Here is a 16039-nt window from a genome sequence, read left to right as displayed (position 1 = left end):
CCGATCGCCGTTCGTCCGACAAACGAGCGGGGCGCGGCCGTCAGGGAAGCGGCGAAGGCTCTTGCGTCGTCCGGCTTGCGAATGACGGTCCAGTCGACGACCGTCTTCTGCTCGCTTTCGCCCGCCCTCGACATAAGCGAGCGCGATGGCGCCGTGCGGGCCGGTGGAGATCGCGTCCATCAGCTTGCCGCTCTGGATCGCTGCGGCGTAGCCTCGTCGCTCGAGCACGAACTCGTCCTCATTGATGCTGCGGGAGACGTCGGCGGCAAGCACGACCGCTGCGTCGACGGTGAGCGCCGCCGCGCGGCCCACACCCATTGTCGCGCCGAGCCCCAGGGCGACGACGACGCCAAAGCGACATTCACGCCAGCACCGCATCGTGTCCTCGCCGCCCCCGGACCTTGAGCCTAACCGCGTTCGTCGCGGGTCGCCATTGACGTCTTTGTGTTCGCTTCGACCGAAGGGAACGCGGGGGACCGGAGCCGATTTCGCGCGCTCGCCTCCCGAACCGGCGACAGTCGGGCGGCGCGCGTCACGGACTACGGCCGGCGCTGCCCGCCCGCGCTGCAGGCGGCGAGGAAGAAGGCGACCCACTCCGCAACGTGCGGCGCGATCTCGGCCTGCAGCGCCTCACGGCTTTCGCCGAACAGGGCGCGCATGACGATCGGCAGGACGATCATCTCCGTGAATCGGCGCGATGTCGAGGCCAGGCGGCCAGCCGAGGACAAAGCGCCGCGGCGACGCCCGTCGTGGAGAGCTTGACTTGGCCCCGCGCGGCGCCCAAGACGCTCGCTGCATGTCCGCGACCGCGCCAAAACCCCCGCTCCGCGTCGTCCTTTGCGCGCCGCGCGGCTTTTGCGCGGGCGTGGTGCGGGCGGTCGATATCGTCGAGCGCGCGCTGCAGAGGTACGGGGCGCCGGTCTATGTCCGGCACGAGATCGTGCACAACAAGTTTGTGGTGGACTCGCTCAAGGCCAAGGGCGTCATCTTCATCAAGGAGCTTTCCGAGGCGCCGCCGGGACCGCATCCGGTGATCTTTTCCGCCCACGGCGTCACCAAGGCGGTGCCCGAGGAAGCGAAGGCGCGTAATCTTTTCACCATCGACGCGACCTGCCCGCTCGTCACCAAGGTCCATCGCGAGGCGCAGGTTCATTTCAAGCGCGGGCGTCGGATCATCCTCATCGGCCATGCCGGCCATCCCGAGGTGGTCGGCACGATGGGCCAGTTGCCGCCGGGGAGGGTGACCCTGGCGAGCTCCATCAGCGACGTCAAGCGCCTCGAGCCGGACGACGGCCGGCCAATCGCCTATATCACGCAGACGACGCTGTCGGTCGACGACACGCGCGAGATCGTCGCGGCGCTGAAGGCCCGCTTCCCCGCGATCTACGGGCCGCCCAACGAGGACATCTGCTACGCGACGACCAACCGTCAGGAGGCGGTGAAGGCCGCCGCGCGCCAGGTCGAGGCGGCGATCGTGGTCGGGGCGGCCAACTCATCCAACTCGCAGCGTCTGCGCGAGGTCGCTGAGCGCGAGGGCTGCGCCGCGCAACTCGTCGCCGACGAGCGCGGCATCGACTGGGCGGCGCTGACGAACGTCGGTTCCGTCGCCGTCACCGCGGGCGCGTCCGCGCCGGAGGCGCTGGTCGAGCGCGTCCTCGGAGCGCTCAGCGCGCGCTACGACGTCACGATCGAGACGCTCACGACAACGAGCGAGTCGATGATCTTTCCGCTGCCGCGAGACTTGCGCGAACCCGCGTGAACGCGCCGGCGCGCGCCGCTATCTCTTGAACAGGGTCGTGTAGGCGCCGATCAGGTTCGGGATCTGGTGCGCCCAGGAAAGCTCGTTCTCGATCCGGTTGCGCCCGACCTCGCCCGCCTCGGCCCGGCGCGCCGGATCGGCGATGAGCGCCACAATCTTGTCGGCGAAGTCGATCGGGTCGTTGGGCTTGGCGTAAACCGAGGCTTCCTCCGCCGAAACGCGCCCCTCGACGACCTCGAACTGCACGATCGGTTTCTTCATCGCCATGTACTCGAGAATCTTGTTCATGGTGGAGAGGTTGTTCATTGGGTTGACGCGGTCCGGATTGACGCAGACGTCGGCCGTGGACAGCACGGAGAAGAGTTCGTCGTCCGGCGCCCGCCCGAGGAAGGTGACGTAGTCGGCCAAGCCCATCTCGACGGACAGCGCCTCCATCCGCTTGCGGCTCGGGCCGTCGCCGACCAGCACGAACTGGATGTCCTCCCGCTTGAGATCGCGGACGATGTATTTGACCGATTCGAGCAGGAGATCGAGTCCCTCCTGGCGGCCGATCACCCCGACGAATCCCACGAGATAGGTCCGGCCCTTCTTCCACTTCGGATCCACGGGCATGACACGAACCCGGCGAAGGTCGGGACCGCTGCGAACGACAAAAACCCTGTCGGGGCGCTTGCGGCCGCGCTCGATGGCGATCCGACGATAGCTCTCGTTGGTCGAGATGACGATGTCGGAGAAAGAGAACGTCAGACGTTCCAGCAGCACCAGCAGGCGCCAGTAAAAGCCGCGCTTGTTGAACTTCGCCTCGTAGAGTTCCGGACAGATGTCGTGGTGGTCGAACACGAATTTTTTGCCGAGGAGCTTGAACGGCAGCGCCACCAGGAAGACGAGATCGGGCGGATTGCACCCATGAATGGCGTCGAAGCCGTGGTTGAAATAAAGGCGCCACGCCAGCCGCGATTGGTGAAGCAGCGCGCTTAAATATTCCTGTAGATAGCCGAGCGCGGAGTCGCCCTCCCACGGAAGCGCGTGGCGGTAGACGCGTACGCCCTCGATCACTTCCTCATCCGCCTCGTAGCCCTTTCCTTTCGGGCAAATCACCGAGACCTCCGCGCCGGCGCTGACGAGCGCCAGCGATTCCTGCCACACCCGCCGGTCGAACGGAACCGGCAGGTTTTCGACGATGATGAGGATCTTCCTGCCGACCAGCGCGGTCCTGTCGAAGGCCTTTGGAAACGGCACGTGTTGAGTCATGTTCGAACCCGATTTTTTCATCTTGCGACGGATGCGGATGACCTCGGTCGGTCAGGTGATCACAGCGCGTGGAAGTTGAGGACGTTGACGCTCCTCAGGGAAAGCGTCCCTGCAGATCCGGTCGCATCGACGACCAGATCGAAATCGCCGCTCTGCGCGGCGTCCTTGTCCACCAGCAGATCGTTCAGCCTCGGCAGGTGGGAGTATGCATAGCCGAGGTTCTGGCCGATCAGGTGCTCGGGTCGCAGCGAGGGGTCGTAGATCGACAACGCATATCCGCCTTGGATGAGCTTGCGCGCGAGGTCGATGTTCGGACTTTCGCGCAAGTCGTCGGTATCGGACTTGAACGCGAGACCGACCATCAGGACCTTCGCCCCCGGCTTCAATCCCTCCACGGCGCGGGTGAAGAGAAAGTGCTTGTGCGCGTCGTTCGACCGCATCAGCGCGTCGATGACATGGGTGTTCGCGCCGATGTCGTTGGCGATGTACTGGAGCGCGCGCACGTCCTTGGCAGGCACGAGCCGCCGAAAGGGCCGCCCGGACGCAGGTAGTAGGGCGAGATGTTGAGCTTCGTGTCGGACACGAAGATCTCGTGAACGACTTTGGCGTCGATGCCGAGTCGGACGCAGACGCGTCCGATCTCGTTGGCGTGGGCGACCTTGAGCGCATGGAAGCTGTTGTCGACGAACTTGGTGAACTCGGCTTCGCGATATCCGACAGTGAAGGTCGGCGCGTCCAAATTCCTGTTCATTTCCGCGACCCGCGCCGAGGGCTTGGCGTCCGCGGTGCCGACGACGACCTTGGGCGGGTTGAAGAAATCCTTCACAGCGGAGGCTTCGCGCAGGAACTCCGGGTTGTAGACGACCTCGATGACGCCGTGCGCGGCGCCGAGCGCCGACTTGAAGATCGGCAGAATCAGTCCGTCGACCGTGCCCGGGCGGATGGTGCTGCGGTAGACGACGGTGAAGGTCCCCTTGCGGCCAGTGTCGCGCACGCCGTTCGCGATCTGCCGGGTCACCTCGGCGATGTCGCGCATGTTGTGCGAGCCGTCGGGCGCGCTCGGCGTCCCAACGCAGACGATCGCCATGTCGCTCGTTCGGGCCGGCTCGACCGGATCGGTGGTGCAGCGGATCCTGCCCTTGGCGAGCGCCTCGGCGAGCATGGCGTCGAGCCCCGGCTCCCGGATCGGCGATGCGCCCGAGGCAATCTGACGAACCTTGTCCTCGCTGACGTCGACGCCAACGATGTCGTGTCCTTCGCTCGCCAGGCAGATCGCGCCGGTCAGGCCCACATAGCCGAGGCCATAGATCGCAATTCTCATGTCCACCCCTTCCGTTGCTCCGTCGAACGGCGACCGTTGCCGCGCGGGCGTCGTCGAACCGATAGTCGCTCAAAATCGCTGCACGCCGGAACGCCGGCTTTGAACCCTCCCATTTCGTCTTCCTTGAAACGGCGAACTCCGCGCAGGCTGTCGAACCGGTTCGGATGGCAGACCTGCATGAAGCGCGCGCTCTCGGGAGACGCAGCGCCTCAACCTTCGCCCGCGAGCCCGCGGCCCACGCAGACATAGCGGAAGCCCAAGGCCTTCATCGTCTTAATGGGGTAAATGTTCCGCAGGTCAATGACCACCGGCTTTCCAAGAGTGGCTTTGACGCGATGCAGGTCCAGGGCCCGGAACTCGTCCCATTCGGTGATGATGACGGCCGCGTCCGCGCCGGCGAGGCAGGCATATGCGTTTTCGGCGAATTCGACCCCGTGAAGCAGGCCTCTCGCAGATTTGACCCCTTCGGGATCGTAGGCGACGACCCGGGCGCCAGCCGCCTGCAGTTCGGGCACAATGACAAGGCTGGGCGCGTCGCGCATGTCGTCCGTCTTGGGCTTGTAGGTCAGGCCGAGGACCGCGATCCGCTTGCCGGCCACTGAGCCGCCGCAGGCGGACTCGACCTTGCGCGCCATCGCGATCTTCCGCCTTTCGTTGACGTCGACCAAAGTTTCAACGAGCCGTATCGGCGCCTTGGCCTCGATGGCGAGCTTGGTGAGGGCAAGCGTGTCCTTGGGGAAGCACGAACCGCCGAAGCCCGGACCCGGATTGAGGAACTTCGACCCGATACGATCGTCGAGGCCGATCCCGCGCGAAACGTCGAGCACGTCCGCGTCGAGGCGCTCGCACAGATCGGCGATTTCGTTGATGAAAGTCACCTTCATCGCCAGGAACACATTGGCGGCGTATTTGATCATCTCTGCACTGCGCCGCGAAGTAAATATGATCGGACCGGCGTTGCGCTCGAGCGGCCGAAAAATGTCATGCATGACTTCGCGCGCCCGTTCGTTCTCGACGCCAACAATCACTCGGTCCGGATGCTTGAAGTCTTCGATCGCCGCGCCCTCGCGCAGAAATTCCGGATTGGAGACGACCGCGAACCGCTCTTGCGGCAGGCGCGAGGCGAGGATCGCCTCGACCTCATCCCCCGAGCCGATCGGGACGGTCGATTTGACGATGACGACGGTGAAATCGTCGACCACGTCGGCGATGGCGCGGGCCGCGTCATAAACGTAGCGCATGTCGGCGGAGCCGACCTCGGCGAGCGAAGGCGTTCCGACGGCGATGAAGATGGCGCGCGCGCCGCGGGCGGCCTCCTCGAGGCTCGTGGCGAACGACAGGCGCCCGGCGGCCTGATTGGCGAGCACCAGTTCGCTGAGGCCCGGCTCATAGATCGGGACGTTGCCCAGTCGCAGGCTCGCGATCTTCTTTTCGTCCGTGTCGACGCAAAATACCTCGTGGCCGAAGTCGGCGAGGCAGGTCCCCGATACGAGCCCGACGTAACCGGAGCCGACCATCACGATGCGCATCGAAAAACCCCCACCCAGCCATAGTTGCGACGCGGCGCCTTCATAGCGGTTTTCGCCCGGATGCCAAGGCGCGGGCCGATCCCGCCGGGCCGGCGGGTGGCTGCGCAGGGCCCGCCGGCGGGGCTCGCCGTCCCGGCGCGCCGGACGTCGCCGATTGACGCGCTCTCCGGGCGCGGCTAAGCGGATCGTCATCTTCCCCCCTTCCCCTAAGCGCAAAAGCACCGCATGGCTGTCTACACCGAGGTCTCGGACGACGCGCTGAACGCGTTTCTCGACCTTTACGACCTCGGCGACGTCGTGTCGTTCAAGGGCATCGCGGAAGGCGTCGAGAACTCGAATTTCCTCCTGCGCACCAGCAGGGGTCAGTTCATCTTGACGCTCTATGAGAAGCGGGTCAACGCCGATGACCTTCCGTTTTTCGTCGGGCTCATGGAGCACCTGGCCGAGCGAGGCGTGACCTGCCCGCAGCCGGTGCGCAATCGGGCCGGAGAGGCGCTCGGCAGGCTCGCCGGACGGCCCGCCGCGATCGTCACCTTTCTGGACGGCATCTGGATTCGCCGCCCCAACGTGCGTCATTGCGGGGCGGTTGGCGAAGCGCTGGCGCGCATGCACCTCGCGGGCGCCGATTTCCCTTTGCGGCGCGCGAACGCCCTGTCGCTCGACGGCTGGCCGCCTTTGCTTCACGCGGCGGAGGAAGGGGCGGATTCGGTGGCGCCGCTTTTGCGAGAGCAGACCGCGGCGGAACTCACCCTTCTGCAGGCGCGCTGGCCGGTCGGCCTGCCGGGCGGCGTCATCCACGCCGACCTCTTCAATGACAACGTATTCTTCCTTGGCGAACGGCTTTCCGGGCTGATCGACTTCTATTTCGCCTGCAACGACGCTTTCGCCTACGACCTCGCCGTCTGCCTCAACGCCTGGTGCTTCGAGCCGGACAACTCCTTCAACGTCTCCAAGGGCCAGGCGCTGATCTCGGCCTATGAGCGGGTCCGCCGCCTCGACGGGGCGGAGGTCGCCGCCCTGCCGATCCTGGCGCGCGGCGCCGCGCTGCGCTTCATGCTGACGCGGCTGGTCGACTGGCTGAACGTGCCGCCCGGCGCCAAGGTCGCGCCGAAGAATCCGCTCGAATATCGCGACAAGCTGCGCTTCCATCAGCACGTGCGGTCGGCTGCGGATTACGGGCTGATGCGGTGAGCGGCCGGGTGTCGATCTGGACAGACGGCGCCTGCTCCGGCAACCCGGGCCCCGGCGGATGGGGAGCGGTGCTGCGCTACGGCGAGCGCGAGAAGGAGCTGAAGGGGGGCGAGGCGCTCACCACCAACAACCGCATGGAGCTCACCGCCGCGATCGAAGCGCTGGAATCGCTGACCCGCCCCTGCGTGGTCAGCCTCCATACCGACTCCCAATATGTGCGCGGCGGGATCACCGGCTGGCTCGAGGGGTGGAAGCGCAACGGCTGGCGGACTTCGGAGCGGAAACCGGTCAAGAACGAGGATCTCTGGCGCCGGCTCGACGCCGCAGCCGCCAAGCACGACGTCGACTGGCTTTGGGTCCGCGGACATGCGGGCGACCCCGACAACGAACGGGCCGACGTGCTCGCGCGCGAGGGAATGGCGCCCTATCTCGCTCGAACGGCGAGCGCGCGCAATCCTTGATTTTCAAAGGCGCTCTAGGAACGCAACCCCGTGCGTGTTGGCAGACGGCGACCAGTTAAGGTTAACCAATTGCTAAAAAAAATCACCGGACTTGCGCAACGGAAGCTCTGGCGGACCGACCCAACCCGTAATTGTTTACATTATAATCATTATGGATCGGGGCAATTCGGTGGAAAATCAGGAAATCCGGTTCGTCGACCGTGTCTTCCGACTTCTCGAACACGTCACATATCGCCGGGCGGACACGGCCGCCGACAAGCAAGCCATCTTCCGCATGCGGCACGCCGCCTACGCGCGCGCGGGGACCATCGAACCCGGACCGTCGGGGCTGTTCAGCGACGCCTTCGACGAAACCGACAACGCTTGGCTGATCGGGGTCAGGCTCGACGGGGACCTGGCCAGCGCCCTGCGCCTGCATGTTTCCGCGAGCCTCGCGGCGCCGCTGCCGGTCGCGAACACGTTCCCGGATGTGATCAGGCCTCTGCTGCGATCGAGACGGACGATCATCGACGCCACCCGCTTCGTGGCCAAGCTCGAGTTCTCTCAACGGTACTCGGAGATCCCGTATCTGACTCTGCGGGCGAGCTTCATGGCCGGCGAGTTTTTCGACGCGGACTTCATCACGGCAGCCTGCCTCGTGGAGCACCAGGCCTTTTATCGCCGCATGTTCGGCGGCGTCCCGTGGTGCGAGCCGCAGCCCTATCCCAATTTCAAGCGGCCGATGGCGCTGATCGGACACGACTGCCGGACCCTCAAGAATTCCACCCTCGATCGCTATCCCTTCTTCGCCTCGACGGCGAGCGAACGCGAGACCCTGTTCAGCCGGTCCTCGAACCATGTCGGCGACATGTTCGAGGCGATCGGCCGTCCGGCGGAAAGCGAAGTCGGCGCTTGAACGGGCTCGAATTCAGTCGGCGACCGCGGAGCGGAGCGAACTCTCGCCCCGGCTCTCGACGATCAGCGCGACATAGGCGTCGAGCAGCGCGTCCGACGGCTTCTCGCACAGGCAGCTGAGCCAGGCCCGGTACGAAGCCAGATCGACCGACCGGCCGGTCGGACGGTGGACCGTCCACGGCCCGGCGCTGACGGCCCTCGGATCGGCTGACCCCTGCGCCGCCCCGGAAAAAGCCCCGATCGAGGCGCCCAGGGCGGCGAAGACGTCAAGCCGCCCCGCGGTCGGCTGAGCGCCTGACGATGCGCTCCAATCGAGGAACGCGCGAAGCGAGACCGGGACGAAGCGCGCGCGCTGGCCTGCCACTGCGAGGCCGATCAGCCGCCCCTCCCGCTCGCTGCGATAATCGTCGTAGCTGATCCAAGGCTCGAAGCCCGCGATCGTCCGCCGCGCCTCCTCGAATTCCGACCGGTCGACAAGCGCAATCAAGACTTCCTCGGACTCGAAATCCATTCCAACGCGCTCCATACCTGCCCGGCTGGCACGCCACTTGAGGCCGGCCTGTCATTGATCCGGCAAAACGCCTTCAAAAGCGCTAACGCCAATCCGGCGATCATAACAACGCCTGCGTAACATCAAAGCATTAGCAGAAGTTGTTAACCGGTCTGTGATTGATCTCACAGGTCCGACAACGCGTTGCGCCTGGCATGATCCGTCGTTCTCCGCACCCCTCCTCGGAAGCGCTTCCAATCGAGGTGAGTCACGACCTTGTCGAATCGCTGTTCGCCGATTCGCGATCGATGATGATCGGGGCCGCCGTGACGGGGCTCGGCGCTCTTCTCATCACCGCCCTCACCCGATCGATCGCGCCTGCGGTCGTGACCGTCGTCATTTTCGCCGTCGTTCTCCACCGGATCCATCTGATCCGCCAGTACCAGTCCCGATCCCATAACCACGACCCGGCCGAAGTCCGCTGGCTCGAGCGGACCTATGTTCTCGGCGCGGCGACCTATGTGTTGAGCATCGGGGTCCTGACCTTCGTGACCTTCGCCGTCAGCGACGATCCGTTCGTCCTCATCCTCGTCGTTTCCGGCGCAATCACGCATGCGGTCAGCATCGCGGTCAGAAATTTCGCCATCCAGCGGGGGGTCGGGCTTCAAGTTTCGGCGATGGCGATCCCGCTGGCGGCGGCCTTCATCGTCAAGGGCGGCCTATTTCCGCTTCTCATTCCGCTGATGCTCGCGCCCGTGTGCGTCTTCATCTCCGGGTCCGCAAGCCGCCTCAGAAACATCCTTCTCAGCGAAATCGCCTTCCGCAACCGGTCAGAACGGATCGCCTCCCAGTTCAACTTCGCAATCAACAACATGTCGCATGGCATATGCATGATTTCGGCGGATCGGCGGGTCCTCGTGTCCAACAACAGATTCTCCGAGTTTCTCGGCCTGCCGCCGCGCCGTTCGCTGGTCGACGCGCGGTTCGCTTCTCTGCTCCGTCTCGCCCGCCGCAGCGGCATGGCGCCACGTGAAGCCATCGACCGTCTGCAGCGGGCGCTCTGCGCGCCTGCCTCTCGGAACAGCCCCTACGCGATGGCGTTTGAGACGCTCGACGAGCGCGCCTACGATCTCACCCTGACCCCGAATTCCCGCGGAGGCTGGGTCATGGTGGTGCAGGACGTCACCGCCAAGCGCAACGCCGACCGCGTCATCGACAGGATGGCGCATTTCGATTCCGTCACCGATCTCAGAAACCGCCGATCCTTCGAAATCGCCCTGGCGAGCGTCCTTGCCGGACCGATCGGCGCGGATCACCGCATCGACGTGATGTTCCTCGACCTCGACGATTTCAAACAGGTCAACGACAGCCTCGGGCACACCATGGGCGACAAGCTGCTCATCGAGATCGCTCGCCGGCTCAATGCGATCATCGGACCTCGCGATCTCGTGGCGCGCTGGGGCGGCGACGAATTCGTGATTCTCCATCGCAACATCGCCGGCGCGCCCGAGACGGCCGCGCTGGCGCGTCGGATCATCGAGGAGATCGGCCGCGCGGTGGTGATCGACGGCAGCGAGGTGATCGTCGGCGCCAGCATCGGCAGCGCCTCGGCCCCGGACGACGGCGTCACGCCGGACACGCTGCTCTCAAACGCCGACATCGCGCTCTACGCGGCCAAGGCTGAAGGCCGCCGCGGCTGGCGCCCGTTCGAGAGGGCGATGGACACCAAGATCCAGGTGCGCCGACTGGTCGAACTCGAACTGCGCGCGGCCGTCGCCAACGACGCCTTCGACGTCCACTTCCAGCCGATCTTCGACGTGCGGACGCGGCGGATCCTCTCGTTCGAGGCGCTCGCGCGCTGGCGTCATCCGGTGCGCGGCGCCGTGTCGCCGGCAGAGTTCATCCCGATCCTCGAGGACATCGGCCTGATGGAGGAGTTCGGCGCGGGCGTGTTGCGCCGCGCCTGCGCCGCCGGCGCGGCGTGGCCTGACGACGTCAGCATCTCCGTGAACCTGTCCTCGTCCCAGTTCCGCAGCGGAAAGATCGAAACGATCGTCGCCGACGCGCTGGCCAAGGCGGCGCTCGCCCCGAACCGCCTCGATCTGGAAATCACGGAATCGACCCTGCTCGACGACCGCTGCGACACGCGCGCCGCCCTCGTGGGGCTGCGCGCACGTGGCTGTCGCATCTCCCTTGACGATTTCGGCACCGGCTTTTCCAGCCTCAGCTATCTGTTGAGCTTCCCGCTCGACCGCATCAAGATCGATCGCTGCTTCACCATGGGGCTCGGGGTGCACGAGCGCGCCTCGATTTTGGTCGAAAGCGTCGCCGCAATGAGCCGCAAGCTCGGCATGACCGTGCTGATCGAGGGCGTCGAGACGGAACGGCAGATGAAGGTCATCGAGCAGCTGGGAACCATCGCCGAGGCGCAGGGCTTTTTGTTCAGCCCGCCGATCCCGTTGTCGGGCGTGGCGGCGCTGTTCGACCGCGAGGGCGGCCGCGCGGCGGCGTGAAGCGACTATCCGCCTTTCAGCGCGCCGATCAGCGCGGCGGCGTCGGCAGAATCCCACTTGAGCGCGCCCGCGACCGCAGCGACCTCGCAGCCGTCCTTGTCGATCAGCAGCGAAACCGGCAGCCCGAGCGCCTTGCCGTCCTTGCGCAGGGTCTCGAACGCGTCGCCGCTCGGGTCGGCATAGCGCGCGAGCGCCTTCACGCCGATTCCGTCGAGAAAGGCGCCGCGCCGCTCGAGCCGCGCCGTGTCGACATTGACTGCGACGACCTCGAAGTCCTTGCCGCCCTTTTCCGCCTGCAGCCGGTCCAGCGCCGGCATTTCCGCTCGGCAGGGCACGCACCAGGTCGCCCAGACATTGAGGAGCACCGCCCGGCCCCGGAAGTCGGCGAGCGTCGTCTTGCTCCCGTCGGCCCGCTCGAAGGCGAGCGGCATCGCGGCGCGCGGGTCGGACGCGACCGTAACCGCCGCGGCGTCGCCCCTGGCGAGGGGCGCGAGCCTTGCCGCCAGCGCGCCGGAGGCGGCGGGACAGTTCCCCGCGGCCTTGTCCGGCGGCTTCAGCGTCGCGTATAGGAACGCCAGCGCGGCTATGCCGAGCACAACGCCGACGGCCGGCGCCACGAGGCCTCGCGGGCGGGGTGGAAAACCGGGCATCGTCATTTATCGAACCATCCAGGACATACTCTCGATGAGCAACGCGATGTGGGGCGGCCGGTTCGCCGTCGGCCCGGCCGAAATCATGGAGGAGATCAACGCCTCGATCGACTTCGACCGCAAGCTCGCCGCCCAGGACATCGCCGGCTCTCTCGCCCACATCGCCATGCTCGCCAAGCAGGGCGTCGTGGACGCGGCGGACGCCGAGGCCATCGCCAAGGGTCTCGCTGAAGTCAAGGGCGAAATCGAGGCGGGGACCTTCGCCTTCTCGCGCGCGCTCGAAGACATCCATATGAACGTCGAGAGCCGCTTGGCGGAGATCGTCGGCCCCGCCGCCGGCCGGCTCCATACCGCCCGCTCGCGCAACGATCAGGTCGCGGTCGACTTCCGCCTGTGGGTGCGCGACACGATCGACGCGCTCCTCGTCCAGATCGCGGACCTGCAGCGGGCGCTGGCCTCACGCGCGCTCGAGTGCGCCGGCATGGTCATGCCGGGCTTCACCCACCTCCAGTCGGCACAGCCCGTCACCTTCGGCCATCACCTCATGGCCTATGTCGAGATGCTCGGCCGCGACGCCGGGCGTTTTGTCGACGCGCGGAGGCGCCTCAACGAATGCCCGCTCGGGGCGGCGGCGCTCGCCGGCACGTCCTTTCCGATCGACCGCGCCATGACGGCGAAGGCGCTCGGCTTCGACCGTCCAACGGCCAACTCGCTCGACTCCGTCGCCGACCGCGACTTCGCCCTCGAGGCGCTAAGCGCCGCGGCGATATGCGCCGCCCACCTCTCGCGCTTCGCCGAGGAGATCGTGCTGTGGACGACGCCCCAGTTCGGCTTCGTGCGCCTCAGTGACGCCTTCTCGACCGGCTCCTCGATCATGCCGCAAAAGCGCAACCCCGACGCGGCCGAGCTCGTCCGCGGCAAGACCGGCCGCGTGGTTGGCGCGCTGGTCGGGCTCCTCACCGTGATGAAGGGGCTCCGCTCGCCTATTCCAAGGACATGCAGGAGGACAAGGAGGGCGTGTTCGACGCGCTAAAAACCCTGTCGCTCTGCCTCGCCGCGATGACCGGCATGGTCAAGGACCTGACCCCCGACGCCAAGCGGATGAAGGCTGCGGCCGGCGCGGGCTACGCCACCGCCACCGACCTTGCTGACTGGCTGGTCAGCGCGCTGAAGATGCCGTTCCGCGAGGCCCATCACGTCACCGGCCGCATCGTCGCGCTGGCGTCGGAGCGCGGCGTGGCGCTGGAGAAGCTCACGCTCGCCGACCTTCAGACCGTCGAGCCGAGGATCACCGAGGGCGCCTTCGGCGTGCTCGGCGTCGAGCGCTCGGTGAAGAGCCGCACGTCCTACGGCGGCGCGGCGCCGGCCAACGTGAAGCGGCAGGCGAAGGCGTGGCTGAAGCGGCTCGGCGGGTGAGCAGGGCCGGGTCGCAGACCCGCCCCCGGCGCGCTCAGCGGGCGCGCCTACCGCGCGCGGCTTTTTCAAACCGATCGTGCGATTTCAAAGCGATAGCCTCAACATTCTGATTCACCCACGGCGCGAACGCTCCGTTTGACATACTTTCGCCTCATTTCATCAGGCAAGCCGACCCGCTCAACTCAACAAAATCAAAGGCTTAATGGGCTCGCAGGGCTCGGACGGCGCGCGGAGCGGTGACATTTCCTTCTCCGATACGCTCGTCGAGGTCGATTTTGCGGCCTGCCCGAACGGGCCGTCTGCATGCTTCTTTACAGTCAAAAGCAAACGACCCGCCGGAGCCCAATCCTCACTCCCCTCGCCGCGCTCCGATAGCTGCCGTGGCCGCCGCCAGCATCGCAGCCGCGAGGGCCGGCAGCATGAGCGCCCGGACGCCCAGCGCGCCATAGGCGACCGCGCCGGTCACGCCGCCCGCGACCATCCCGACCCACAGCAAAAGGTACGGCCATGAGGCCGAGGCGGGGCCGACGCCGGTCACGGCGTCGGCGAGCGCCTCGCTGAAATTCACCAGCGAGCCGGTGATGTAGGTGAGGCCCGTCGTCGTCCGTCCCGCCGCATGCAGAATGGCGTTCTGCGCGCCCATGGCGACGGCCATGAGCGCGCCCGAGGCGAGGGCGGGCAGATGGACCCATGCGGCCAACCCGAGAAGGACCGCCTCCAGCACGAGGATGGCCGGGCGCCGCCACATTTTCGCGCCGGTCGCCGTCAGCCGCCCGACGACGACGCCGAAGACGAACAGGCCGACGAGGCCGCCGGCGGCCGCTGCGCCGGCCCAGAATTCATGTCCGATCCGTATCGCGAACTGCGTTGAGTTCCCGCTCATGAACGAGACGAACAGACTGCCGAGGATCAAAAAGCCGACCGCGTCGACGAAGCCGGCGAGCGCGATCAGAAAGATCGCCAGCGTCAGATCGTCGCGATCCTCGGGGCTCACGCCCTGCCCTTCCGCGCCACGTCGCGCGGCGCCGCCTTCGGCATTCCCTGGATCATCGGCGCATCCTCTTCGTTCTCCTCGATCGCCACTCCCCGAACTTGACCTCTTCCGCTTCTCTCCGGCGAATCCAAGACCTTATTGGAAATACTCGACGTCGAGGGTGCCGGTTGCGGAGAGCGCACGAAAGTTGGTCAGCACCCTCACCCCCGACATTCGAGGCAGGACCCCGCAAAGAGCGGCTCGCCGGTCGATGACGTCGGGGTCGTCATGCCGTCGGTCGTATATCTGACGGTCGCCGTCGATGCGCAAACCCGCATGAAGCGGGCGCCGGTCGCGACCGTCAGCGCCGTCGCGCTCGTGGGCGCGAGGTTATGCTGCCCGGGGCCGAGCGGCCAGTAGTCGTAGGGAATGGTCGCGGTGCTTTGGACTGGCGTTCCCTGGCGATCGGTATAGGTCTGCGCATCGAGCGCTCCCGCGCATGCAAGCAGCATAATTCCAGCCAGCAGTAAATTCCTGGATGACATCTCGCGTCCTCTCGCTTCCGACGCCCGAGCCCCATCCCGCGGGCGTAAGTTCTTGTTTTGTTCCTACCATCGCGGCGGAGAGAAGGCAACGAAGAGTCACGTCCAGCAGCGACAAACGGTGAACATGGTGAATTTCCTGGAGCCTGTTTGGAAAATGCGGCTGGCGCAAGATTCCTTGTTTTGCGAGGCTGAGATTGAAGCTTCGGATGGGAACGCAGAAACAGCCCAACCGGATGGCGCCCAAAGGGCGGCTAGCGCCGAAGATCCAACGCTTGAGCCCCACGCCGACGGCCGGACTCGACGTTGAGCGGACGTTGCGGATCGCGGCCGCGAACGTCGCAAGTGGGCAGGTAAGCGAGACTCGCCTACCGACACCTATAGGATCGTAGACGTCTGCTCCCCCGCTACTTGGAAGCCAGTTCGTCGAGGAGCGTTTTCGCCTCTTTTAGGTCGAGCGTGTCGAAGCCCTCGGTGAACCTGGAGTAGACGGGCGCAAGCAGGTCTTGAGCCTCCGTGTGTCGGCATTGATCGCGTAGGAGGCGCGCCTTGCTGGTCGCCGCGCGCAGTTCCCAGGATTTCGCCTGCTGAGTCCGCGCAACCTCGAGGGCGCGGTCGAAATATGCCTCAGCCTTCGCGGCGTCGCGTTCGGGCGACTCCAACGCAATTTCCCCTGCGACGCGAAGAACGTCGGCTTCGCACCAACGTTCTTTGCTCGTTTCGATGGTCGTGATCGCGTCGTCAATGCAGCGCCAGGCATCGTCGAATTGCCCGAGACGCGCGTGCGCTTCTGCAAGGTGCGACAATACGTTTGGCGTGAACAAAGTCGCTTCCATCGACCGGTAGGCGCTGAGCGCAGATTCGAGCCGACCGACGGCGTCCGGGGAATCAGCGCCGCTCGCATAGACGAGGCCCTGAAACATCAGTCCCAAGGCCTTGAAGTACGGCTCCCCCGTCTCGTCCGCCAGCACGACGAATTCGTCGGCCTCTGCTCTCGCAGTCGAAATCTTTCCACAGAACAAATGTGTCCAAGTTGTACCTAGAGCGGT

At 65.9% G+C, this 16039-nt stretch carries 16 protein-coding genes and 1 pseudogene; 6 read left to right on the top strand and 11 right to left on the bottom strand.

What is annotated here, in order from left to right:
- On the bottom strand, nucleotides 1-378 hold a 378-nt coding region (locus ACLP25_RS07705), incomplete at its 3' end, for a DUF1194 domain-containing protein (RefSeq protein WP_442468628.1).
- 161 nt (nucleotides 379-539) lie between these two features.
- Nucleotides 540-680 carry a hypothetical protein gene (locus tag ACLP25_RS07700; RefSeq protein ID WP_442468627.1) on the bottom strand — a complete coding sequence of 47 codons (141 nt, stop codon included), beginning with the start codon at nucleotides 678-680 and terminating at the stop codon, nucleotides 540-542.
- A gap of 116 nt (nucleotides 681-796) precedes the next feature.
- On the opposite strand from ACLP25_RS07700, the gene ispH reads away from it, so the two are divergent.
- Nucleotides 797-1759, top strand: a complete 963-nt coding sequence (ispH, locus tag ACLP25_RS07695; RefSeq protein ID WP_442468626.1) for a 4-hydroxy-3-methylbut-2-enyl diphosphate reductase — start codon at nucleotides 797-799, stop codon at nucleotides 1757-1759.
- An 18-nt stretch (nucleotides 1760-1777) separates the two neighbouring features.
- On the opposite strand, the gene ACLP25_RS07690 is transcribed toward ispH, so the two are convergent.
- From ACLP25_RS07690 to ACLP25_RS07675, 4 genes are all read right to left on the bottom strand, one after another.
- Nucleotides 1778-3010, bottom strand: coding sequence for a glycosyltransferase family 4 protein (locus ACLP25_RS07690; RefSeq protein WP_442468625.1), 1233 nt, complete (start codon nucleotides 3008-3010; stop codon nucleotides 1778-1780).
- Nucleotides 3011-3069: 59 nt separating this feature from the next.
- Nucleotides 3070-3513, bottom strand: a complete 444-nt coding sequence (locus tag ACLP25_RS07685) for a UDP binding domain-containing protein (protein WP_442468624.1) — start codon at nucleotides 3511-3513, stop codon at nucleotides 3070-3072.
- Entirely contained in the window at nucleotides 3450-4331 is an 882-nt protein-coding gene (locus ACLP25_RS07680) for a nucleotide sugar dehydrogenase (RefSeq protein WP_442468623.1), read from the bottom strand. Before ACLP25_RS07680 ends, ACLP25_RS07685 begins: the two co-directional genes overlap by 64 nt.
- A 209-nt stretch (nucleotides 4332-4540) precedes the next feature.
- On the bottom strand, nucleotides 4541-5860 hold the full coding sequence (locus ACLP25_RS07675) for a UDP-glucose dehydrogenase family protein (RefSeq protein ID WP_442468622.1): 1320 nt from the start codon (nucleotides 5858-5860) through the stop codon (nucleotides 4541-4543).
- Nucleotides 5861-6085: 225 nt separating this feature from the next.
- Here ACLP25_RS07675 and ACLP25_RS07670 point away from each other — a divergent pair, with 225 nt between their 5' ends.
- The 3 genes from ACLP25_RS07670 to ACLP25_RS07660 all read left to right on the top strand — a co-directional run bounded on the left by ACLP25_RS07670 (nucleotide 6086) and on the right by ACLP25_RS07660 (nucleotide 8407).
- The gene (locus ACLP25_RS07670) at nucleotides 6086-7051 is read left to right on the top strand and encodes a homoserine kinase (RefSeq protein ID WP_442468621.1); all 966 of its coding nucleotides are present in this window, start codon (nucleotides 6086-6088) and stop codon (nucleotides 7049-7051) included.
- Complete coding sequence (gene rnhA / locus ACLP25_RS07665; RefSeq protein WP_442468620.1) at nucleotides 7048-7512, top strand: ribonuclease HI; 465 nt, start codon at nucleotides 7048-7050, stop codon at nucleotides 7510-7512. Before ACLP25_RS07670 ends, rnhA begins: the two co-directional genes overlap by 4 nt.
- Before the next feature lie 169 nt (nucleotides 7513-7681).
- On the top strand, nucleotides 7682-8407 hold the full coding sequence (locus tag ACLP25_RS07660; protein ID WP_442468619.1) for an N-acyl amino acid synthase FeeM domain-containing protein: 726 nt from the start codon (nucleotides 7682-7684) through the stop codon (nucleotides 8405-8407).
- A 12-nt stretch (nucleotides 8408-8419) separates the two neighbouring features.
- On the opposite strand, the gene ACLP25_RS07655 is transcribed toward ACLP25_RS07660, so the two are convergent.
- A complete protein-coding gene (locus tag ACLP25_RS07655; RefSeq protein ID WP_442468618.1) occupies nucleotides 8420-8917 on the bottom strand; it encodes a hypothetical protein in 498 nt (165 codons plus the stop codon).
- A gap of 242 nt (nucleotides 8918-9159) precedes the next feature.
- Here ACLP25_RS07655 and ACLP25_RS07650 point away from each other — a divergent pair, with 242 nt between their 5' ends.
- Complete coding sequence (locus ACLP25_RS07650; protein WP_442468617.1) at nucleotides 9160-11409, top strand: putative bifunctional diguanylate cyclase/phosphodiesterase; 2250 nt, start codon at nucleotides 9160-9162, stop codon at nucleotides 11407-11409.
- Between the two features lie 5 nt (nucleotides 11410-11414).
- Here the strand turns inward: ACLP25_RS07650 and tlpA are convergent, their stop codons facing one another.
- On the bottom strand, nucleotides 11415-12026 hold the full coding sequence (tlpA, locus tag ACLP25_RS07645; RefSeq protein ID WP_442468616.1) for a thiol:disulfide interchange protein TlpA: 612 nt from the start codon (nucleotides 12024-12026) through the stop codon (nucleotides 11415-11417).
- Between the two features lie 67 nt (nucleotides 12027-12093).
- Between tlpA and argH the strand changes: the two are divergent.
- A pseudogene (gene argH / locus ACLP25_RS07640) lies at nucleotides 12094-13475 on the top strand (argininosuccinate lyase).
- A gap of 349 nt (nucleotides 13476-13824) precedes the next feature.
- On the opposite strand, the gene ACLP25_RS07635 reads toward argH, so the two are convergent.
- The 3 genes from ACLP25_RS07635 to ACLP25_RS07625 form a co-directional block, all read right to left on the bottom strand.
- Nucleotides 13825-14469: a YoaK family protein gene (locus ACLP25_RS07635; protein ID WP_442468615.1), complete on the bottom strand. Its 645-nt coding sequence runs from the start codon at nucleotides 14467-14469 to the stop codon at nucleotides 13825-13827.
- A 200-nt stretch (nucleotides 14470-14669) separates the two neighbouring features.
- The gene (locus tag ACLP25_RS07630; RefSeq protein WP_442468614.1) at nucleotides 14670-14960 is read right to left on the bottom strand and encodes a hypothetical protein; all 291 of its coding nucleotides are present in this window, start codon (nucleotides 14958-14960) and stop codon (nucleotides 14670-14672) included.
- 437 nt (nucleotides 14961-15397) lie between these two features.
- Nucleotides 15398-16039: tetratricopeptide repeat protein (locus tag ACLP25_RS07625; RefSeq protein WP_442468613.1), on the bottom strand; the 642-nt coding region annotated here is incomplete at its 5' end.

This window comes from Roseiarcus sp. (assembly GCF_052145395.1).
Taxonomy (GTDB): Bacteria; Pseudomonadota; Alphaproteobacteria; order Rhizobiales; family Beijerinckiaceae; genus Roseiarcus.
Note: the sequence above shows the minus strand (reverse complement) of the source record. Positions and strands in the feature narration are given on the sequence as shown.